Origin of the sequence: Pseudanabaenaceae cyanobacterium SKYG29, assembly GCA_025055675.1 — a bacterium.
In the GTDB taxonomy this organism is placed as follows: domain Bacteria; phylum Cyanobacteriota; class Cyanobacteriia; order Pseudanabaenales; family Pseudanabaenaceae; genus M5B4.
Window position 1 is genome coordinate 48413 of the sequence record JANWWT010000007.1, and the last position, 22371, is coordinate 70783.

Here is a 22371-nt window from a genome sequence, read left to right on the forward strand (position 1 = left end):
CACAATGATGTTAATTCTGCAAATTATAACCTAATTTTGTTACCTAGCATAGTTTTCCCAAACGTCACAGTAAAAATTCCCTTTGGCATATGTCTTAGTGAACAATTTGTTACAATTGTCTTCATTTTATCGCCGTCTTACTTTCCCTAGCTATAATAAAAAATTAACCATAACTTAGGCATTACGTAGCTATGAAAATTTTGACAATTGATGAACTGCAAGCAGCAGGTGCAGCTGTCCTAGGTGATGGAAAGCTGAGTTTCCAGGGGCAAACGTTTTTGGAAGGGGGCACCTTTCCTGGTACTTCCCAAGCCTTTGTTCTCTCTATGGCAGAAAAATATCGCAACTTGGGGATTGAGTGCTTGGTAGTTGAGACGGGGGGCAAGTTGACTCTGTGGCGAGCAGAGAAAAAGACTGGGATAGCACTACAGAACAATTTTGTCCCTAAAATGACCATAGCTCACATTGACGATAGCCCTAGCGAAGGGAAAATTCTGGAACACCTCCTAGAGGGCTGTAACTGTCAGCTAGTGCAAATTAGTAATGCTATGGTAGCAGTGACTACTCTACTCAAGGTGAAACCTGACCTCATATTTTTGGATTTACACATGCCTATTGTGAATGGCTACGAAATTTGTGCCCAACTGCGGCGGGTAGAGGCTTTCCAACATACACCTATTATCATCCTCACGGGGAATGATGGCTTAATTGATCGCGTCAGAGCAAAGATGGTAGGAGCTACAGACTTTATCAGCAAACCGATCGATCGGGTTAAAATTATGGGGATAATCAACAAGTACAGGCTGCCCCAAAGTGCCTAGAGAGACTGCCAGCCCAAGAGGGGGTGCAAAACTTCTGGCATGAGCACTGTACCATCTGGTTGCTGATAGTTCTCCAAGATAGCACACATGGTTCTACCAATAGCTAGCCCTGAACCGTTGAGGGTATGGAGAAACTCTGTGCCCTTCTTACCCTTGGTTTTGTAGCGCAGGTTAGCTCGCCGCGCCTGAAAATCGCCAAAGTTAGAACAACTAGAAATTTCCCGATACTGCCCCGCTGCAGGTAACCATACTTCCAGGTCATAACATTTACGTGCCGCAAAGCCTAGATCAGCCGTGCAGAGTTCCACTACCCGATAGGGCAACTTGAGCAGCTGGAGGATGTGTTCCGCATCTTGAACAAGGGTCTCATGTTCTCGCTCTGATTCCTCTGGCAAGACAAATTTCACTAGTTCTACCTTGTTGAATTGGTGTAAACGAATCAATCCCCTGGTATCCCTACCGTAGCTGCCTGCCTCCCGCCGAAAGCAAGGAGTGTAGGCGCAGTGCTTAATGGGTAGTTGACTGCTGTCGAGGATTTCATCACGGTAGAGATTAGTTACAGGTACCTCAGCGGTGGGGACTAACCATAGGTCATCATCCTGGCAGCGGAAGGCATCACTAGCAAATTTGGGCAATTGCCCTGTCCCCTGCAGGGATTGGGAGTTCACTAAAAAGGGCGGCATGACCTCTGTGTATCCCCGTTGGCGGTGTTGGTCAAGCATGAAGTTAATCAGTACCCGCTCCAGCTGTGCTGCTGCCCCCACTAGATTGACAAAACGGGTTTGCGCTACCTTCACTGCTCGCTCAAAGTTCAAAATGCCTAACTTCTCACCAATTTCCCAGTGGGGTAGGACAGGATAGGTGGGCTTGTACTCTTCTCCCCAAGTGCGCACTACCCGATTGTCTGCCTCGGAAGTCCCGATCGGTGTGGAGGGATGGGGTAAGTTGGGAACTGTGAGCAGTTGTTGATGGAGTTGTTGTCTGACAACTTCTTCTTGTTCCGCTAGGGTAGCAATTCGTTCTTTAATTTGATTTGCTTGGTGTTTGAGGTCATCAATTTGGGGATGCGCTGGGTCAGTCTGCTTTAATTTACCTACCTGCTTTTGTAATTCGTTAGCCTGTGCTTCCCATGCCGATCGCTGTTGTTCTAATTGCCGTCTTTGGTCATCAAGGGCAACTATAGCCGCTAAGTCTGTATTATCTCCTCTGTGTCTGAGGGCTGTTTGACACTCCTGCAGGTTGTGGCGAATTAGTTTAATATCTAACATTAGCTAATACAATCAAATGAATTATTATAACCTTCCCCTGAGCACAACAACTAGGGAGAATAGTTTACTACGAGTTAGCCACTATTTGTCAATCCCTTTACCAATCACCAATCCCCTTCACCAAACTTAAGGGTTTCTCTAAAATCTTACTAACGCAAGTATGAAGCAATGTAAACAGAATACTTGACAAGAAAGGGCAGGGGAATAAAAATTAAAGCCTTGTGGACTTTGGTAAGAGCCTTGGCAAACGTAATTGTAATCGGTACCCAGTGGGGGGACGAAGGGAAGGGAAAAATCACGGATTTATTGAGCCGCTCGGCGGATGTGATTGTGCGCTATCAGGGTGGCATCAACGCAGGGCATACAGTAGTAGTCAATGATCAAGTCTTCAAGCTACACTTAATCCCTTCGGGCATTCTCTACCCCAACAAGGACTGTATCATTGCCGGCGGGACGGTGGTCGACCCCCAAACTCTCCTGGAGGAAATCGATCGTTTGCACGACCTAGGAATTTCTACTGAGCGGTTGTATGTGGCCGAAACTGCCCATGTGACAATGCCTTACCACCGCTTGATCGACCAGGCAGTGGAGCAGCAGCGGGCAAAACACCGCATTGGTACGACGGGAAGGGGGATTGGTCCTACCTATGCGGATAAGTCGGAAAGGATTGGAGTAAGGGTTTTAGATTTACTCGATCGGGAAGCGGGGGCAGAACAAATCCGCTGGGCAGTGGAGCACAAAAATTTAGTCCTGGAGCGGTTGTATGGGTTACCACCCCTTGATGCGGAAGCGATCGTGGCGCAGTACTTGGCATACGGCGAGCGGCTCCGTCCCCATGTGGTGGATGCTTCCCTCAAAATCAGTGAAGCGATCAGGAAGCGGCGCAACATCCTGTTTGAAGGGGCGCAGGGTACTTTACTGGATTTGGACCACGGCACTTATCCCTATGTCACCTCCTCTAATCCCATTGCGGGGGGAGCTTGTATTGGCGCGGGGGTAGGGCCCACAATGATTGACCGTATTATTGGTGTAGCCAAGGCTTATGTCACCCGTGTGGGGGAGGGACCCTTCCCGACGGAGCTCCATGACCACATAGGTGAATATCTCTGCCAGCGGGGCGCAGAATACGGTACAACAACAGGGAGAAAGCGACGCTGTGGCTGGTTTGATGGGGTTATTGGACGTTACGCCGTGCGCATCAACGGCTTGGACTGTCTGGCCATCACCAAACTGGATGTCCTAGACGAGCTACCAGAAATAAAGGTCTGTATTGCCTACGAAATTGAGGGCAAGGTAGTACGGGACTTCCCCAGCAACAGCCGTGCCTTTGCCAAAGCTACACCCATCTACGAGACCCTACCCGGCTGGCGCACCTCCACCCAACATTGTCGTTCCCTCAGTGAACTGCCCAGGGAAGCGCGGGACTACCTCAAATTTTTGGCAGACCTGATGGAAATCCCCATCGCTATTGTCTCCCTGGGAGCAAATCGGGGTCAGACAATCATTATCGAAGACCCTATTCACGGACCAAAGCGGGGACTACTTAGCTTGTAGCTACTTGCCGCGGCTGGATTAGACCATAGCCACCGTGATTGCGTTCGTAAATGACATTGATCTCACCCGTGGCTTTGTTGCGGAAGACATAGAAATCGTGATCTACCAACTCCAGTTGCTCTAATGCCTCTTCTACGGACATAGGGGGCATAGCGAAAAACTTATTGCGAATGACTGGGGGTGGTAACACAGGCCCTTTGCCATTAGTGGTGGGAGCAGGCAGCTGCAGATGTTCCACTGCGATCGAGGTTTTTTCAGGAGTCTTGCTACTCTTCTTTTCCTTGAACTTGCGCAGCTTACGGGCAATTTTATCCGCTACCAGGTCGATACTGGCATAGAGGTTATCGCTCTTTTCTTCCGCCCGAATGACTGTACCATTGGCGTACACTGTCACTTCTGCTGCCTGGCTGGCACTGATGCGGGGGTTGCGCGCTACCGACAAATTGACATCGACTTCGTGGGTAAGGGCTTGATAGTGGCTGACTGCCCGGTCGATCTTTTGACGGACATAGTCGCGAATGGCATCAGTAATGTCAATGTTTTTGCCCTGAATCACTAATTTCATACATTTACCTCCTGAAATCACCGATCTAGGTATGTTTACAGTGGTTTGGTCACGATCGGTCTTACTTTCACACTATCACCCTTGCCGACGTTCAGGGAGAATGCTAAGACGATCTTAACAAAAGGTTAACGTTAGGTAATATTCGGCAGGGCAGCAGGGAGTGGTAAGCTAAAGCCAAGGGAGAGAAGGTAAATCCATGTGGCAAAGATATAAAGAGTGGCTCTACTACCATCCGCAGCTGGATTTTTATGTAGACATCAGTCGGGTAAGGTTTACGCCTGAGTTTGTCAATGAAATGGAAGTTCAGTTTGAGAGGGCATTTGCGGAGATGAAAGCCCTGGAGGCAGGGGAGATTGCCAATCCCGATGAAGGCAGGATGGTCGGACATTATTGGCTGCGCGCGCCAGAGTTAGCTCCTACACCCCGTATCCGCCAGGACATAGAAGGGACGGTGCAACGAGTCCTCAGCTTTGCCCAGGATGTGCACAATGGCTTGATTTCCCCCCCTAACCCAGCCCTGACCCACTTTACCGATGTGATTTGGATTGGTATTGGCGGTTCCGCCTTGGGACCCCAGTTTGTTTCCCAGGCCCTGGCACCCCTCCGCCCCCCCCTGCGCTTCCACTTTATCGATAACACTGACCCCGACGGCATCGATCGGTTACTGGCCCAACTAGGAGAGCGACTGCAGACAACTCTGACGATCGTGACTTCTAAATCCGGCAGTACGCCTGAAACCGCCAATGGGATGAAGGAAGTGCGCCATGCCTACGCCCAGATGGGTTTGGAGTTTCCCCCCTATGCAGTAGCGGTGACGATGGAAGCCAGCAAGTTAGATTTACAGGCACGGCAGGAGGGCTGGTTGGATACCTTCCCTATGTATGACTGGATTGGGGGTCGCACTTCCGAGATGTCAGCGGTGGGTTTGCTAGCAGCAGCTTTAGAGGGAATTGATGTGCTGGGATTACTGGAAGGGGCAAAGGTGATGGACAGTGCCACCCGTGTGCCCAATTTACGCCACAATCCCGCGGCTCTGTTGACAATGGCTTGGTACTGGGAGACCAAGGGTAAGGGGGAAAAGGATATGGTGATCTTGCCCTACAAAGACCGCCTGGTACTCCTCAGTCGTTATCTGCAGCAGCTAGTGATGGAATCCCTGGGGAAAGCCAAAGACCGCCAAGGGCAAGTAGTGGAACAGGGCATCGCTGTCTATGGTAACAAAGGAACGACCGACCAACATGCCTACGTGCAACAACTGCGGGACGGTGTCAACAACTTCTTTGCCACGTTTATTGAGGTCTTGACCGATCGTCCCCCCCGCGAAGTTGACAACCCTGCTCCCGAAGTAGAACCAGGCATTTACAGCGGGGATTACCTGATGGGGGCACTCCTAGGCACGCGGAAAGCACTCTATGACAACAACAGGGATTCTATTACGATCACGATCGGGGATGTCACGCCTAAAACCGTGGGTGCCCTGATTGCTCTCTACGAAAGGGCAGTGGGGTTCTATGCCAGTCTGGTCAACATCAATGCCTACGACCAACCGGGGGTAGAAGCAGGGAAAAAAGAGGCACAGCGAGTACTACAATTGCAAACCCAGCTACTAGAAGTCTTGGCTAAAGAGAATCGCCCTATGACCCTAGAGGAACTCGCTAGCAAAACGGGCGGAGACATTGAAGCAATTTATCACATTGTGCGCCACCTAGACGCTAACTTCCGCATTAACCTGGAGGGGAACACTGGTAAACCCGATACTCTGTTAATTTCGCCCTTACAAGAAAGCTAAAACTGCGCTAGGATGACAAAGGTTAAAGCGGTAAATACCTATGATGCGTGTCCTTGCTCTGGTACCCGGTGGCATTGGTGACCAACTCCTGTTCTTTCCCACCCTGGCAAGCCTAAAAGGGAAATACCCCCAAGCCACGATCGATGTGGTGGTGGAACCCCGATCGGTGGGAGCCTATCGCCTCACAACCCTGGTGGACAAGGTTTGGGAATTTGACTTCAAAGACCGCAACAGCCTGGCGGACTGGGGCAACCTCCTAGGCAATGTGCGGGAGCAGGAATACGCCGCGGTGATGTCTTTGGGTAAGAGCTGGGCAGTGGGTTTCTTCCTCTGGTTGACGGGCATTCCCAAGCGTATAGCCTTTGCTGACGGCAGTAATTTTTGGCTAACTGACCCGATTCCCCTCAAGACGGAGCAGTATGCAGCGGAGATGTACCATGACCTACTGCAAGGTTTTGGTATAAAAGCCCCATGCCCCCCCATCAAAATTCAAGTCCCCCAGAGTGACCTAGAGTGGGCAGAGGCAGAGCAGCAGCGCCTAGGTATCAAGGAGAGTGGCTATATCCTCCTCCACGGCGGGTCAAGTGAACTGGCAGTGAAAAAGGGCATCGCCAAAATCTATCCCCCCCAGCAATGGGCAGCGGTATTGCAGCAGGTGCGGGAGCGGGTAAATCTACCGATCGTGGTGTTACAGGGACCGGAGGATGGGGAGTTTGTCAGCAAACTGCAGAATCTTGTTGAAGTGAAAGTGACTAGTCCCAGCGACCTTGGCAAAACAGCGGGGATGGTAGCGGCGGCAAATTTACTACTTTGTACGGACAGTGCGCCTATGCACCTGGGAGTAGCCGTGGGCACAGCTCTAGTAGCGTTGTTTGGACCGACTGACCCCAAGAAATTGTTACCCCCCCTTGCCAAGTACAAGTTTGTGCAGTCAGGGACGGGGAATATTGCCGATATTGACCCTCAAACAATTGTTGAGTGCGTCTTGGGTACCTAGGGATGGTGGAATGTATTGTGGTGGGGGCGGGACCGGCGGGGGGGTCGGCAGCCTACCATCTAGCAAAACGGGGGCGGGAAGTACTGGTATTAGAAAAAGAAGCCCTACCTCGCTACAAGCCCTGTGGAGGAGGGGTATCCCCTGCCGTGCAAAAATGGTTTGACTTTGACTTCAGCCCCGCCATAGCCAACAAAATTAGCCAAATTCGCTACACCTGGCAGATGGGAGATGAGTTTCTGGCTCCCCTCGATGGCACGGAAGCAGTGTGGATGGTACGGCGGGAGGTGTTTGACTACTTTTTGCTGCAGCAAGCACAAAAGGCGGGAGCCCAACTGCAGACCCAGACCACCGTGACAGGATTGACCTGGCACAATGACCGCTGGACGGTACATACAGAACGGGGAGATTTCCAAGCCCTCTACCTCGTGGGGGCGGACGGAGCCAAGGGGACAATGGCCAAGTTGCTGGGGTTCAGGGAGCGCAAACGACGCATGGGCGCGGCATTGGAAGTGGAAGTGCCTTTGAGTGAACCAGACCGTCTGGCCGCTCACTTTGACTTTGGTTCCGTAGTCAACGGCTATCTGTGGAATTTCCCCAAGGCGGACGGTTATTCCATTGGCGCGGGCACTTTTCGAGGAACAGAAGAAAAACAGAACCTAAAAGACATTGCTGAAACCTATGCCCGTACCTTTGGTGTAGACATTAGCAAAATCAAGAAATATGGACATCCCCTCTGTCTCTGGGACGGACATCAGAAGCTACACACCCAGAATGCCCTATTAGCGGGGGAAGCTGCCTGTGTAGTTGACCCCTTTACCGCTGAGGGTATCAGACCTGCCCTTTTAACGGGAATGTTGGCAGCGGTAGCCATCGATCGTGCTTTAGCGGGAGACAGCCAAGCCCTGGCTGAATACAGTCAAAAAGTGCAGACAGAGTGGGGAGAAGACATGTTTTGGGCACAGAAACTGGCAGCGATTTTCTACAGGGTACCAGGGATTGCCTATCGCATTGGGGTCAAACGTCCTGTCTCCACACGGCGCATGGGACAAATTCTCTGTGGGCAACTGCGCTATCGGGATGTGGCAATGGCAGCAATCAAACGGCTGACCGCAGGACTGATGGGGAATTAAGCTATAGTTGATGTAGAGAAAGGTCTCCTGTGCCCTATGCCTTTGACCTCTGTGCTGCGTACTATTGTTCGCTCTCCTTTTCTGGAAGAACTAAATGACAAGCTGCAAACCCGTCAGCAATTGGAATTATGCGGGTTAAATCGGATAGGAAAGGGATTAATTAGTACTGCTTTAGCAGAAGGCAAGAACCTTTTACTAGTCACCTCTACGATAGAAGAAGCTGGTCGTTGGTCGGTACAGTTAGAGATGATGGGGTGGTCTTCTGTCTTTCTCTATCCCACCTCTGACGCTCTACCCTACGAACCCTACGTTCCCGATGTGGAGATCATGTGGGGACAGATGGAAGTTTTAACCGATTTACTCTACCAAGAACACAAGCGGGCAATAGTTTGTACCGATCGGGCTTTACAGATTCATCTTCCCAGTAGCAGGGAATTACAAGCAAAAACGATCGTTTTACAAGCAGGACAGGAATACAGTCTGACGGCATTTTGTGAACAGTTGGCAGAATTAGGATATGAGCGGACAACTTTGGTGGAAACAGAAGGGCAATGGAGTCGGCGTGGTGACATCATTGATGTTTTCCCTGTGATGAACGAGTTACCAGTCCGTCTGGATTGGTTTGGTGACCAGCTAGAACGCATCCGCGAGTTTGACCCTGCCAGCCAAAGAACCCTTGACCCGCTAGATAAGGTTATTTTAGCACCTGTACATTTCGATCGCATCCTTGGTACCTACAGCCAAGCCATTCATCCCCAAGCCAGTGCCTCTTTATTGGATTATCTGCCTGCAGACACAATTGTTACTATTGATGAACCTAATCATTGCCAAGCCCACTGTCAAAGTTGGTACGAAGCAGCGGTAAAAATTGCTCCCCCTGATGCACCTTTACATCGGTCTTTCCCTGAGATTTTAACCAGAATTAGCGATCGTTTTCCCATCATTTATCTGTCGGAATTAGAAACTGAAAATTACATCAATATTCCCTGCCGTCCTTTGCCTATTGTCCCCCATCAATTTGGTAATCTAGCCAAGTTACTACGGGAGTATCGGCAACAAAACTGTCAAATTACTATCATCTCTGCCCAACCTTCCCGCGCGGTTTCTCTGTTACAGGAGCACGATTGTCCTGCTCAATTTGTCCCCAATCCCAAGGACTACAATACGATCGAGAAACTGCATCAGAGTCGCACTCCCGTGGGCATCAAATATGCAGGTACAGCGGAAATTCAGGGTTTTCACTGTCCCCTATTTCGGTTAGTGATTGTCACCGATCGGGAATTTTTTGGACAGCATACTTTAGGAACAGTTTCCTATGTACGCAAACGCCGCAGGGCAGTTTCCCAGCAGGTTGACCTGAACAAATTGGCCCCAGGGGATTATGTTGTCCATCGACAGCATGGAATTGGCAAATTCTTAAAGCTGGAAAAACTGACTATCAACAAAGAAACACGGGAGTACATTGTCATTCAATACGAAGATGGACTATTAAGAGTAGCAGCAGATCAAGTAGCTTGTCTATCCCGCTATCGCGGCTTAAAGGATGAACCACCGCCAATCAACAAACTAGGGAGCAAAGCCTGGGCGAATGCAACAGCGAAAGCTAAGAAAGCCATCCGTAAACTTGCCTTTGACTTGCTAGAGCTCTATGCGAAACGCTCGGAACAGAAGGGATTTGCCTTTCCCCCCGATTCCCCTTGGCAGCAGGAAATGGAGGACTCTTTCCCCTATCAACCCACTCCCGATCAACTGAAAGCTACCCAGGATGTCAAAAAAGACATGGAAAGTGAACGACCGATGGACCGACTGATCTGTGGGGATGTCGGATTTGGCAAGACAGAGGTAGCAGTGCGTGCCATCTTCAAAGCCGTAGTAGCAGGTAAGCAAGTGGCAATGCTTGTCCCCACCACGATCCTAGCCCAACAACACTATCACACCTTGAAAGAGAGATTTGCTCCCTATCCCATCAATGTAGCTCTGTTAAACCGCTTTCGCTCTGCTAGTGAAAGGAAAGAGATTATTGCCAAACTTAAAACAGGGGAGATAGACATTGTCGTTGGCACCCACCAGTTACTATCCAAGGAAGTCAGCTACAAGAATCTTGGTCTGTTAGTGATAGATGAAGAGCAACGCTTTGGTGTGGCCCAAAAAGAGAAAATTAAAACTCTCAAAACTGAAGTAGATGTCCTCACTTTATCAGCCACTCCTATTCCTCGCACTCTTTACATGGCACTCTCAGGCGTAAGAGAGATGAGTCTAATTCTCACACCACCCCCCAACCGTCGTTCCATCAAAACTCACCTTTTGCGCTATGACCCCGATGTCATCCGTTCCGCTATTAGACAGGAACTCGATCGGGGCGGGCAAGTCTTTTATGTTGTTCCCCGCGTAGAGGGCATAGAAGAAGTATCAGCCAAAATTAGAGAGATGATTCCAGGCGTGAGAATCGCCATTGCCCATGGTCAAATGCCAGAGGCAGAGTTAGAATTGACTATGTTGACTTTCAACAGTGGCGAAGCCGATGTCTTAGTTTGTACAACCATTGTAGAATCAGGGTTAGACATCCCCAGAGTTAACACGATTATTATTGAAGATGCCCATAGATTTGGTCTAGCACAACTCTATCAACTGCGGGGACGTGTCGGCAGAGCAGGTGTACAAGCCCATGCCTGGTTGCTCTATCCCGCCCAAGGAGAACTGACACCAGCAGCCCAGGAAAGACTGCGTGCAATTCAAGAATTTACCCAACTGGGGTCGGGTTACCAACTGGCACTTAGGGATATGGAAATTAGAGGTGCAGGTAATCTTTTAGGTGCCGAACAATCAGGTCAGATGGACACGATCGGCTTTGACCTCTACATGACTCTTTTACAAGAGGCAATCGCGGAAATTCGCGGCTCCAAAATCACAGCAGTAGATGACACGCAGATCGATTTACCTATCACCGCCTTCATTCCCAACGAGTACATACCCGACAATGAACAGAAACTGAGTGCCTATCGGGCGATCGCTGCTGCTAATTCCCGTAAAGAACTACAACAGATTGCCCTAGAATGGCAAGACCGCTACGGCAAAATTCCCAATCCAGTGGAGCAGCTGTTCAAAGTCATGGAGTTAAAACAGATTACCAAAAAGCTGGGTTTTTACCGCATCAAACTGGAAAACAAACAAAACGTTATCCTAGAGACAAAGATGGAAGAACCAGCCTGGAGAACTATTTGGGAACAGATACCCGCACACTTGCAAAGTCGGTTTGTCTTTCAACCTGGCAAAGTGATTGTGCGGGGTTTAGGCGTTTTACCAGTGGACAAACAGATTCAAAATCTAATTGAGTGGTTAGAGGGTGTAGAAGTGTCCTAAAGCTGTAACTGTTTTTGTTACTTCTGTTGCCATACGCGCATCCAGATGGCGGGCTTCCTGGGCAGGGTCGTGCGAATTGAGAGCAGTCTTAAAAGTTAAACAAATGTTTAATTCCTGACTAGAGAGAAGGGCAGCGTAGACTAACTCCGATCGGTTTCTCTCTTCACTGCGACCAAACCCCATCTTGGAGATGATGACAACTTGTGAGAGGGACAAAGATAGATGCTCAAGAGCAACATCTAGGTAACGAGCAGTATCTTTTGCCATCCCTTGAATCAGGAGGTCATAACGATCGGGATTTCGTTTGGTATCGCTCCAAGCCAGTTCTGACAGAGCACGGGTTAGAGCATAAACAGAAACTAAATTTTGCCCTCGATGGTGATGCTGTCCCCTCATTATCTCCCTAGCATCTTTAGTTTGCAAAATGGGATAAGCGAGAAAAGCAGGACCACCATAGCCCCCCCGAAAAATGTCATCCTGGTTACCTGTGAGTTTTTGTAACCACCTGGTTAACTCCTCAGGACTGAAAAAACTCTTAAACATTAAAGCTATGCTGTTTGATACATTGTCCCCTTCAATATATGTAAATACCAAGTCTACCAATGCCGCAAAAGAAAACAAACGATCGTTATCTACATCTCTGATCCACCACTCATAGGGAGATTCCTCTACATCTACCTGTGACAATAGGTAATATATTGGCAAGAACTTAGTCCCACTCCACAGTTGTACAGGCTGAGTTGCCCTTCTGCCGTACCAGTGTAAATTCCCTTTAGCATCAATAACAGAGACACAAGCTTCCGTTATACTTGGATGCAAGAAAGAGAGAAAACAATCGTCTATCAGCGGTACTTTGCCCTGGGGTAGATTATTTATAGTTGTCTGCTCTAGTCTGCGACTGAATAAATGGACTTCATTAGACCAACAGGAAGCAAAATAACCCCGATCGAGGAAGGCTAGTTTATCTTGCTCTGGATCAGTAATAAATGGCTCCTGTTCTAAAAAATACTGGAACAGCTCTTGTTCATCCATTTGGCAATTGTTTGGTAACATCTATAGTAAAGCTACCAACATCCAGGAGATAAACTGTCACCTTTTCTTGCGCCAAAATTGCCATGTGACTACATAAACCAAGGGCATCTACTTGTCTGTAGGCAGTTGGTAAAGGTAATATTTGTTCCAAGGAAACCTCCACCATACCAGGTACTTGATCGGTAGGAATACCAAACACTTCACGGCGCTGACTGAATGAGAGAATAAGAAACCGGGGATTAGCTAAGCCCTTGGCAGTAAAGCGGAAGTGCAAATCCACCACACTGACAACAGTATTACCGACATTGACCATACCAAGCCCCTGGTCATTGTTACTAATAATAGAGGGGCAGGGGATGACCTTGATCACAGCATTAATAGGCAAAGCTAGCCAGTAATCTGCTACGGCAAATACTATTAAACGCAGGAGATTCTCATTGTCACTTCTGGTGGCTAGGCGTTGAGGCGTAAAAGGAGTAGTCAGCATAGTTTTATCCTACTAACGTTTGAATTTGGGCGATAAGCTCTTGGTCTTTGTAGGGCTTAGTCATGTAGGCTGTTGCCCCCAGTTCCATAGCGGTTTGTCTATGTTTTTCACTACTGCGAGAAGTCAACATAATTACCGGTACCTGTTTCAAATGGGGATTATTCCTATAAGCCTGCAGAAACTCAAACCCATTCATGCGTGGCATTTCTATATCACAAATAATTAAGTCCACAGTGGGATTTTGGCTGATCTGTTCCAACCCTTCGTAGCCATCCCTAGCCTGTATTGCTCTCATGTTAGCTTTCTCTAAAGTGAGTAACATACTTTGCCTTTGCGTAATGGAATCATCTATTAATAAAATTAAATAGTCCCTCAGCTTACCTAGCTCAAAAGTTTCTGGTGGTAATGCACCTATACTGGACTCTATCTTAGTCTCCTCCACTGGTGGGGCTAACGCCAATTTCTTAGCAGTAACAGGAAGACTAGCAGAGGTCGCGCTACGGTAAATCAACCGATCGGTGTCTATCACTAGAGTGTATTTACCATCACCCAATACAGTATAACCTAATAGATAAGGTAGCAAGCGTGGCAAGGGACGAAATGATTTTAATACTAACTCCTGTTCTGCTAGAATTTGGTCGACTTCTAAGCAAAAATTTTGGTTTTTAAGGATCAACACTGGTTTAGCCTGTTGTTTACCTAGCGCATAGAACCCTGCCTGTAGGGAGGTATTAGCTCCAACAACGTAGGGATTTGTACGATTGTATGTGATTAAGTCTGCTAGGGACAAAATTGGCAGTAACTGACCATTGAAAGTTAGTAGACGTTTGTGATTCTGGATTTGTATTTGCTCAGGTAAAGGCAAAAGAATCTGGTGAATACTGTCAATTAAGAAGCCATAGGGAATACCCTGGGATTGGCAAACTAATAGATTAAGAGTTGTTAAATTGACGGGAATTTCTAAGGTAAAAGTAGTACCAATATCTACTTCTGAGTGGAGGGAAATCGAAGACTCGATCGTTTTTAGTTTACTCCTTACAACATCCAAACCTACCCCCCTACCTGATAGTTCACTCAACTGAGAGGCAGTAGAAAAACCAGGTACAAATAACAGTTCTGCCAGTTCTTCTGGTGATAAGCGGTCGGTTTCACTGATTAGCCCTTTCTCTATCCCCTTCTGTCTGATCCTTTGCCAGTTAATCCCCTGTCCATCATCCTTTACCTGTATGGTGATACGATTACCAAAATGTTCTGTATGAATGACTATTTTGCCTGTTTCGGGTTTACCCTTCTGGCGGCGAACTTCAGGTGTTTCAATGCCATGATCGAAAGCATTGCGAATAAGATGGAGGAGTGGTTCGTATAACTGTTCGACAATACCCTTATCAACTAGAGTGGGGTTGCCCGTTATCTGTAACTCTACTCGTTTCTTGTAGGAATGGGCTAACTGTTGTACCATTGGTGGGAAACGCTCTAGCAGAGTCACTAAAGGTACAGTACGTGCCTGCACCAGATGTTCTTGGGCATCAGCTAAAATACGTTTTTGTTTCTTGAGAGTCAGTTGCCCTATCTGTAAAAGGGAATTGACATCCTCTAGTTTCTCTTCCAGAGCTGACATACTCTCTAAAGTTGCCTGCAGCAGGATATGGAGTTCGCCATACTGATCCATTTCCAAACTATCAAACTGCCCTGCCCGAAAGGCTATATTCACTGTGCCCGCCAGATAACGATCGGACCAATCTTTTACTCGTCTCAGTTTTTCGCGACAGTCATAGAGTACTAACAAAGAATTCTTTGTTGTTGCTCCAATCTGTTCATTGTTTAAGGACTGCTGGTTGAAATTAATCAGTAGCTCCCCTAAATCATAGTTGAGATTTTCTAGTTGCTCAATCGGTACCCTCACTGTCAAAACAGTCTTAACTTCTGCTGCTTCCTCTGCCACTTTCTCCACAGTAGGTTGTGGTTTTACAGATGTGGTCTGGGCTACTGCTATAGAAGTTGGTTCTGATTTCTGCGGTTCTTCGCCAGTAACCACTTGTTGGGCTGGTGCAGGTGTACCGCGATTGCCTGCTACTATTTCCTGACAGATTTGCCGATAGTTTTCCAAAGCTACCTGTGCCATCATCTTAAGCGTCTCTGGCTCTGGCTGGGTACTCAACATATCTAGTACCTGTTGGGCACAGTTTTGCCACGTTGGCAAGTTGTAGGATTGGGCAATCCCTAAAAAGAATTCCGCCTGTTGTTGCAAGGTAGAACGGATTTCCTGCTCATCACCTCTGTTAATTACTACCTCCAGTTGGTTCAATTCTTCAGGAATACTGTCTTGGAAAATTGCCGCAACAACATCATAGCCCAAATCCGCAGAACTTAGAACAGGTGCTTCTTGTCCAAAGAAATCCCCTAGTTTGTTTTGTAGACGAGCAAATACGGTGGCAGTGCGATCGAGTATCTCTTCTTCATCATATGGCAAGCCATTTATCTCTGCTGTTAAAGGTAATTTCAGACACTCAAAACCCTCAATCAACAAACCGCTTAACTCACTGTCAAATTCGATATTGGGGTCGTATAAGGACTTGAAGACATCTTCCAGGTGATGAGCGATCGTTTTAATTGTTGTCTTACCCACACTCGCTGCTGAACCCTTGAGGGTATGGGCATTCCGCATTAAGTTGTGCACTAGTTCTACTGAGTGACCTGCCAGCAGTTGATAGAGGTCTTGCTCTATCTTTTGCATCAGCTCTGGCGCTTCAATCAGAAAGTATTGATATATCTGTTGTTGAATTTCCGCATCAGTGGTCATAGTTCATCCCCCGCAAGTTCGCTAGTTTTTGCGCAGTCGATTGCAGTAGCTGGCGCTCTTGCAGTAAAGCCTGACGATCGAGTTCTAGCTGTTCCCGATCGGCGTTTAACCGCAGTTCCTGTTGTTTGAGGTCATGGGCTTTTTCCTGCAGGAGTCGCTTTTCTGCTTGTAGATGCTCCCACTCCTGCCGTTTTGCTTTCAGTTCTACTTCTAATTCATCTCTCGCTCTTTGTATCTCTTGATCTAGCAGCCTTCTTGTCTCTGCCTTCTCTGTCTCCAATTTCTGACGCTGCCACCGCAACTGTAGCTCAAACTCCTGTAATCGCACCTGCATTTCTTCCTCTAGCTGAACTAGACGTTGACTGATCTCCTGTTGTACTCTTTCGCGCAATCTTTGATTCTCTTCCTGTTGTTTTTGATATTCTTGGAAGAGTAGCTCCCGCTGTTGCAATTGTCTGAATGATTTTTCCGCTTCAATTTCTGCCTGTAACTTCTGGAGGGCTTCCTGTCGTTCTTGCTCTAGTTCTTGCTGTTGCTGCTGACGCTGTTGTTCTACCTCGGCTAACATCTGTTGCCGTAATGTTTCTATATCTGACTGCAATTGCTGTTTTGCTTCGATCGTTTCTCTCTCCAATCTTTTTTGTTGTTCTAGGCGCTGTCGTTCCAACTCCTGTTGCAGAAGAAGACACTCTTCCTGCCGCTGTTGTTCTAATTGGACTTCTAATTCCCGTCTACCCTGTTGATATTCTTCCTGTAAGAGATTTTGCAGGTTGCGTTCCACTTCTTGTCGTTGGTATTCTAGTTCCAAGGCGAGTTGCTGTTGTAAACGCTGTTTTTCCTCTGCCCAACTTTCTCGCTCTTGCTGTAGTGCCTGTCTTGTCTGGGTAATTTCTTGTTCCAGTTCCGCTCTAGCTTGATTTTGTTGCGCTGCCAATTGGTCTTCTAGACGGCGTTTTTCTACCTCCCACGCTTCTCGCTCCTGTTGCAAGGCCTGTCTAACCTGACTGATTTCCTGTTCCAGCTGTATCCTTGTCTGCTGTTGCTCGGCTAAAATTTGTTGGCGCAGCTGCTCTAGTTCCTGGAGTGTCTTTTGTCTTTCTGCCTCTATCTCTTCCCGTGCCCGCCGTTGTTCCAGGAGGACTTGCTGCTGCATCTGCTGCACCTGGGCAATTTGTTCCTCTTGTTCTAACTCGAAGGCTTGCCGTCTCTGAATCAACTCTTGTTCTATTCTTTCCCTGGCTTGACGTTGCTCCAATTCAAACCTTGTCTGTAACTCCTGCATAGCATTTAGCTGTTTCTCCCATTCCCGCGCTATTTTTTGCTGCTCTACTTCTTTCTCCGCTTCCCATTTTTCTTGGGCAGTTTTGAGAGCAATCAGCTGGGCTTCGATTTCTTGGTCAGCTAGTTGTCTTCTCTGGGCTAATTCCGCTTCTAACTGCTCGATCGCTTGCTGTCTTTGCTGTTCCCAGGCTGTCTGCATCGCCTGCAAATGGGACTGTCTCTCTTCCAGGTTTTTTGTCAAATGGATTAACTGTTCGCGTTCCTGTTCTAGTTCCTTGCTAGAGGCTTCTAACCCCTGAATTGCCTGCCGACAAAAGCCTTCAACTAAATTAGTCAGATCAGCTTCATCAGGGGCTGTCTCTGCTGTAATCGCTTGCTTGATTTTTTCACAGCCAACAAGGGCAATTTGCAGTCGCTGTGGGCGAGGAATCCCCTCATAACCCTGGATCAAAAGACAAAACCGCAAGAGTAACCGCACTAGTTTCTTAATTGTGGCCAGATTAGAACTTTGTAACTTCCGCTCTGCCCATACAGATAGTAGACGATCAATTTGACTGTGATACTCTTTGTGTTCCTCCAGGATGGGATAGACTCTGGCAGGATTACCATTACTAGTGTAGGTCTCCTCTAGGAGTCGGACAATGAACTGTTCTTCCCTCGTTGGCGCTTTCATCTTAGTCCACCTTGAATTTGCTAACAGTAATTTCCAGTGCCTGGGCGGTCTGCAGCAGTTCCTGGAAGGCTTGGGCTATCTCAGCAGCGCGTACGGAAGTACGATGGGCGATCGTGGCAACATCATTCATTTGCTGCGTGACAATTTGCGATTGTTGTTCTTCCACCTGGGTCGCCTGGGTAATGCCAGTCACTAACTCGCTGATTTTCTGCGTCAGTTGGGCAATGCTCTGCAAACTTTGGCGCGTTTCGTTGACCAGGTTGGAGCCTTTCACTACCTGACTGATCCCCATCTCCATTGCTTCAATCACACCGTTAGTCTCCGTTTGAATTTCTTGCACCAACCGTTCAATTTCTGTGGTGGCATTGGCGGATTGATAGGCTAAGGATCGGACTTCGTCGGCTACAACAGCAAAACCTCTGCCAAATTCCCCTGCCCTGGTGGCTTCAATGGCGGCATTCAGAGCTAACAAGTTGGTCTGGGTGGCAAAGTTCTCAATCAAGTTCACCACCTTGGAGATTTTCTGAGAAGATTCCCCTAGGCGTTTGATCTTCTTCGCTGTCTCTGACACTGTCTCTCGTACCTCTAGGATACTGGCAACTGTCAACTCTGCTAAAGAGTCCCCTTGCTGGACAACTCGATTCGCTTCTTCTACTGATTGTTGCACGGTCTGGGCACTGGTGGTGATTGCCTCCACAGAGTGCAACATTTGCTGGAGGTACTGCAACGCCTGTTCTAGTTTGTTCACCTGCTCTTGCGCTTGTTGGGATAGCTCACTCACCGCCGCACTGTTACTACTAGAAGCCTGGGTTACCCTTGTGGCTGCTCCCTGCACTTGCCGTACTAACTCCCGCAGAGTTTGAATCGTCGTGTTGTAACCATCGGCAATTGTCCCCACTTCATCCTCCGACAACGGTGCTCGCACAGTCAAATCCCCTTTGAAAGAGGGCTCGATCGCTCGCAAAATGCGCAGGGCTGACTGTTGTAAGTTTTCTCGCGCTTGTTTTTCCCGCTCAGCAGCAATGGCAAGTTGTTCGGCTTGGGCTTGAATTTGTGCTAAATACTCTGCCTGTTGCAAAGCGACAATTAGCTGTTGGGCTGTCTGTTGCATGAAGGTCACTTCTGATTCCTTCCATTGGCGCGGCCCTGAGTTCTGATATGCTCCCACTAGACCCCACAGCTTGCCTTTTTGGTAGATGGGCACAATGATATAGGCGCGGGCTTGGTATTTCTCCAGGGAGTTAATGTAACACTGGGGAAAGTTTTGCTGATAAATATCTTCTACTACTGTGCAGGTCACACCTTCAGCGTATTTACCGCCCTTTGTCTCCTGTAAATAGGTGTCCCGATCGATGATGTCTGCCCCTGCCCATTTCCTGAGAATACACCGATCGTTTTGGGTCCTATCCCCCCTTAACACTTCGTCTGTTGTCTGTTCAATTAGGAGAGACACCCAGCCCGCCCCCACTGACTCAGCAATCACTTGCCCGCTGAAATCTGGATTGAATTGGTAGACAACGGTGCGATCAGCTTTGAGGGCTTGGCGAATTTCCTGGGTGACCACTCTGAAAATAGTATCAATCTCTAACTCCTGGGTCTGCCGAATCTTGTCGGAAATGCGATTAAGGGTCCGCTCTAGGTTAGCAATTTGTGTCAGTTCCTCCGATCGGGCTTGAATTTCCTTGAGATACTCTGCCTGCTGCAACGCTAACCCCAACTGTTGAGCGATTCGCTTGACAAAGAAACATTCGTCATCTGTCCACTTCCTCGCTCCTGTGTTTTGATAAATCCCCACCAGTCCCCATAATTTGCCGCTTTGATAGACAGGCGCAATCACATAGGCTTTAGCCTGGTATTTCTCCAAAGAAGCCACATAACAGGCAGGGAAGTTCTGAGCGTAAATGTCATCGATCGCTGTGAAAATCTCTCCCTGAGCATACTTGCCCCCCCTGGTCTCTTGCAGATAGGTATCTCTTTCGATGATGTCACCGCTTGACCATTTGCGCAGGATACACCGATCGTTTTGGGTCCTATCCCCCTGCAAGACGGGGTCATTTTGTTGCTCAATCAAAAGAGACACCCAACCAGCGCCGACGGATTCTGCTACTACTTGACCGCTGAAATCAGGATTGAACTGATAGACCACCGCCCGATCAGTACCCACTGCCAAGCGCATTTCTTCCGTGGTGACACGAAAGATAGTGTCTAGGTCTTGTGCCAGACGGACTTTTTCCGTGATCTTGTTCAGTACCCTTTCTAGTTCTGCCTTGCGGGTGAGGGCTTGGGAACGAGCTTCAATCTGATCCAGATATTCCGCCTGTTGCAAAGCAATACTTAGTTGTACCCCCGCCTGAATCAATACATCTAACTCATAGTTCTCCCAATGGCGCGGACCACTGTTTTGATAGACCCCGAGAATCCCCCATAACTTCTGCCCTTCAAAAATAGGAGTGAGCATGTAAGCCCTTGTCCCCCACTGCTTCAGTAAATTGAGATGGCATTCATCCTTGGTTTGGCTATAAATATCATCTACCCGCAGGCTTTCCCCCAAGCGATAACGACCGCCCTGGGTCTGTTGCAGATATTCGTCTTTCAGGTCGGAACCCACCAGCTTGATCCATTCTTCCCCCACATCTTCATAAATAAACCGACCACTCCAATCTGCAAAGAACTGATATACTACCGCCCGATCGGCTTTTAATACCCTCCGTAATTCCTTGGTCGTGTAGGCAAATATATTCTCCAAAGACGATCGTTCCTGCATCTGCACAACATTTCTTTGCCCCAATTGATAGATGAACTTGGTGGCTTCTTCTTCCTGCTTCTCAAACCGATCGAGGTAGTCCTGCTGCTGGCGATAACTCAGGCTTTGGCTGACCACCTGCCCCAAATGCTCCATCAACTTAATCTCCAGGTTTTGCCAGTGTCTGACCTTGCGACTGTAGAACAGCAACAGACCCCATAATCGATCGCCCACAAATAAAGGCACAGAGACGTAGGAACGCACTTCTGCCCCTGCTAATAACTTCTTGTGCTTAGCATCTAGGTCCGACTTGTCCACATCGTTAATGACAAAAATCTCTCGGCTGACATAGCGTCCCCCCTTCATCTCCTGGAAACACTCATCCTTTGTCGAATTACCAACTAAGGGCAACATACCAGGGGCACAGGCTTCTACAATATAATCCCCACTCCAATCAGGGTTGAATTGATAGACCGCTGCCCGATCGAGATGAAACCGATAGAGGGCTTCCTGGGTCGCTACCTGTAATAGTTCCGTCACATTTTGCGTGTTGTTCAAACGACTGCCCAGTTGGTCTAGCTTTTGGTAAGCGCTGAAGGCATGGTAAGCCAGATACTTTTCCAGAATTTGACTGACTGTCTGTAAAAACTGCACTTCCGCCGGTTGCCACTGCCGCGCCCGATCGTTTTGATAAACCTCCAACAAGCCCCACAAGCGCCAATTTTCTTCTACTCTGATCGGCACACTTATCAATGCCTTTGCCTGAAACTGCTCTAACACAGGTACAAGACAACTTGCTACCTTGCCGTTGTGGATGTCATCCACTACTAAACTTTCCCCCTTGGCAAACCTCCCCCCCTTGAGGGAATGGAAATGTTCATCGGCAATGCTGACACCTACTAGGGGCGGCACCCCAGGCGCAACCGCCTCCACAATATAGTCTCCTGTCCAGTCAGCAGCAAATTGATAAATTGCCACCCGATCGACCTGCAATGCCTGACGCACATCGATCGTGACAACATGTAGAAGCTGCTCCAAACTCTGGGAAGGTTGCAGTCGCTGTATCTTGGCTTGAATCTGCTGGGCGTAGTCACTCAAAGCCTGCCATTGGGCCATTTCTCCCTTGACCCGCTGTACCAGCAACTGGGCTTCCACTTCTTGAGCAACCCGCTCCCAACCCGTCAACTCCGCCTTTGTCCAGTCCTTTGTCCCGCTACACTGATGACCCACCAACACTCCCCAAAGCTTACCCTCCACTAATAGGGGGCTTGCCACCATTGCCCGCACCTGATACTGCTCCCACAATTGCTTCTGATAGGGCGTAAATTCTCCCCGACTCACGTCTGCTATTGTCACGGCCTCCCCATTGCCAACAAACACGATCGGTAACTTCTGGGCCAAAGCAGGTGTGAATCCTGGCGTGAGTGCTTCTGCCACCACCACTTCTCCTGCCAATTGGTAGACCAGGACACGGTCTAGCTTAAGGGCTTCCTGTAAGCCTCGAACAGCCTGTGTGAGCAAATCCTGCTGCCGGTCACAACCTCGAAGAGCCGCAATCAAGTCCTGCCACACTGTAGACGGTTCCTCATGGAAGTTAAGATTGTTGGCGATTTCCTTTAAGCGCAATAGCTTTTCCTGTAAAACCTTGCTATCGACTTGCCGTGCACGACTACTGTCGTTAACTAAAGCAGTGAGTTCATTGAGGAGTTGTTGTTGGGAGTTCATAGCCTTTCCTAAAACCTAAAACAGCAGACAGGGATGGGCAAAACCATACTTAGTTGTAATGTATTCTAACTTAGAACTAAAAATAGAGTATTGAGTTAGTAATATTTTTCATACTTGTTCATTATTTACATAGCAAAATCCTACTA

At 48.2% G+C, this 22371-nt stretch carries 13 protein-coding genes; 6 read left to right on the forward strand and 7 right to left on the reverse strand.

The genetic code is table 11. The annotated features are described in order from the left end of the window. Positions 1–191: 191 nt before the first annotated feature. Entirely contained in the window at positions 192–821 is a 630-nt protein-coding gene (locus NZM01_11530; GenBank protein ID MCS6960663.1) for a response regulator, read from the forward strand. Here the strand turns inward: NZM01_11530 and serS are convergent. After that, a complete protein-coding gene (gene serS / locus NZM01_11535; GenBank protein MCS6960664.1) occupies positions 818–2089 on the reverse strand; it encodes a serine--tRNA ligase in 1272 nt (423 codons plus the stop codon). The genes NZM01_11530 and serS overlap by 4 nt on opposite strands. Positions 2090–2329: 240 nt before the next feature. Here serS and NZM01_11540 point away from each other — a divergent pair, with 240 nt between their 5' ends. Beyond that, positions 2330–3643, forward strand: a complete 1314-nt coding sequence (locus NZM01_11540; GenBank protein ID MCS6960665.1) for an adenylosuccinate synthase — start codon at positions 2330–2332, stop codon at positions 3641–3643. On the opposite strand, the gene raiA is transcribed toward NZM01_11540, so the two are convergent. After that, positions 3633–4208 (reverse strand): ribosome-associated translation inhibitor RaiA, encoded by a 576-nt coding sequence (gene raiA, locus NZM01_11545; GenBank protein ID MCS6960666.1) that lies wholly within the window; start codon positions 4206–4208, stop codon positions 3633–3635. The genes NZM01_11540 and raiA overlap by 11 nt on opposite strands. Before the next feature lie 196 nt (positions 4209–4404). Between raiA and NZM01_11550 the strand changes: the two genes are divergently transcribed. The 4 genes from NZM01_11550 to mfd are packed head-to-tail and all read left to right on the forward strand — an operon-like array spanning position 4405 to position 11484. Then, entirely contained in the window at positions 4405–5997 is a 1593-nt protein-coding gene (locus NZM01_11550; protein MCS6960667.1) for a glucose-6-phosphate isomerase, read from the forward strand. A gap of 40 nt (positions 5998–6037) precedes the next feature. Then, entirely contained in the window at positions 6038–6994 is a 957-nt protein-coding gene (locus tag NZM01_11555) for a glycosyltransferase family 9 protein (protein ID MCS6960668.1), read from the forward strand. A 2-nt stretch (positions 6995–6996) separates the two neighbouring features. Next, positions 6997–8124 carry a geranylgeranyl reductase family protein gene (locus NZM01_11560; GenBank protein ID MCS6960669.1) on the forward strand — a complete coding sequence of 376 codons (1128 nt, stop codon included), beginning with the start codon at positions 6997–6999 and terminating at the stop codon, positions 8122–8124. A gap of 36 nt (positions 8125–8160) precedes the next feature. Beyond that, complete coding sequence (gene mfd / locus NZM01_11565) at positions 8161–11484, forward strand: transcription-repair coupling factor (GenBank protein ID MCS6960670.1); 3324 nt, start codon at positions 8161–8163, stop codon at positions 11482–11484. Here the strand turns inward: mfd and NZM01_11570 are convergent. From NZM01_11570 to NZM01_11590, 5 genes are read right to left on the reverse strand one after another with little or no spacing between them, the layout of a single operon-like run. After that, positions 11461–12516 carry a hypothetical protein gene (locus NZM01_11570; GenBank protein ID MCS6960671.1) on the reverse strand — a complete coding sequence of 352 codons (1056 nt, stop codon included), beginning with the start codon at positions 12514–12516 and terminating at the stop codon, positions 11461–11463. The genes mfd and NZM01_11570 overlap by 24 nt on opposite strands. Then, on the reverse strand, positions 12509–13003 hold the full coding sequence (locus tag NZM01_11575; protein MCS6960672.1) for a chemotaxis protein CheW: 495 nt from the start codon (positions 13001–13003) through the stop codon (positions 12509–12511). The genes NZM01_11570 and NZM01_11575 overlap by 8 nt, the downstream gene beginning before the upstream one ends. Before the next feature lie 4 nt (positions 13004–13007). Continuing rightward, positions 13008–15803, reverse strand: coding sequence for a hybrid sensor histidine kinase/response regulator (locus tag NZM01_11580; protein ID MCS6960673.1), 2796 nt, complete (start codon positions 15801–15803; stop codon positions 13008–13010). Next, positions 15793–17757: a hypothetical protein gene (locus tag NZM01_11585; GenBank protein ID MCS6960674.1), complete on the reverse strand. Its 1965-nt coding sequence runs from the start codon at positions 17755–17757 to the stop codon at positions 15793–15795. The genes NZM01_11580 and NZM01_11585 overlap by 11 nt, the downstream gene beginning before the upstream one ends. 1 nt (position 17758) lies before the next feature. Further along, complete coding sequence (locus NZM01_11590) at positions 17759–22225, reverse strand: GAF domain-containing protein (protein ID MCS6960675.1); 4467 nt, start codon at positions 22223–22225, stop codon at positions 17759–17761. Positions 22226–22371 lie beyond the last annotated feature (146 nt).

Excerpts from the sequence above, each read along its gene's own strand:
- NZM01_11530 (MCS6960663.1), top strand. The coding sequence starts at position 192 with ATGAAAATTTTGACAATTGATGAACTGCAAGCAGCAGGTGCAGCTGTC.
- serS (MCS6960664.1), bottom strand. The coding sequence starts at position 2,089 with ATGTTAGATATTAAACTAATTCGCCACAACCTGCAGGAGTGTCAAACA.
- raiA (MCS6960666.1), bottom strand. The coding sequence starts at position 4,208 with ATGAAATTAGTGATTCAGGGCAAAAACATTGACATTACTGATGCCATT.
- NZM01_11550 (MCS6960667.1), top strand. The coding sequence starts at position 4,405 with ATGTGGCAAAGATATAAAGAGTGGCTCTACTACCATCCGCAGCTGGAT.
- NZM01_11555 (MCS6960668.1), top strand. The coding sequence starts at position 6,038 with ATGATGCGTGTCCTTGCTCTGGTACCCGGTGGCATTGGTGACCAACTC.
- NZM01_11560 (MCS6960669.1), top strand. The coding sequence starts at position 6,997 with ATGGTGGAATGTATTGTGGTGGGGGCGGGACCGGCGGGGGGGTCGGCA.
- mfd (MCS6960670.1), top strand. The coding sequence starts at position 8,161 with ATGCCTTTGACCTCTGTGCTGCGTACTATTGTTCGCTCTCCTTTTCTG.
- NZM01_11570 (MCS6960671.1), bottom strand. The coding sequence starts at position 12,516 with ATGGATGAACAAGAGCTGTTCCAGTATTTTTTAGAACAGGAGCCATTT.
- NZM01_11575 (MCS6960672.1), bottom strand. The coding sequence starts at position 13,003 with ATGCTGACTACTCCTTTTACGCCTCAACGCCTAGCCACCAGAAGTGAC.
- NZM01_11580 (MCS6960673.1), bottom strand. The coding sequence starts at position 15,803 with ATGACCACTGATGCGGAAATTCAACAACAGATATATCAATACTTTCTG.
- NZM01_11585 (MCS6960674.1), bottom strand. The coding sequence starts at position 17,757 with ATGAAAGCGCCAACGAGGGAAGAACAGTTCATTGTCCGACTCCTAGAG.
- NZM01_11590 (MCS6960675.1), bottom strand. The coding sequence starts at position 22,225 with ATGAACTCCCAACAACAACTCCTCAATGAACTCACTGCTTTAGTTAAC.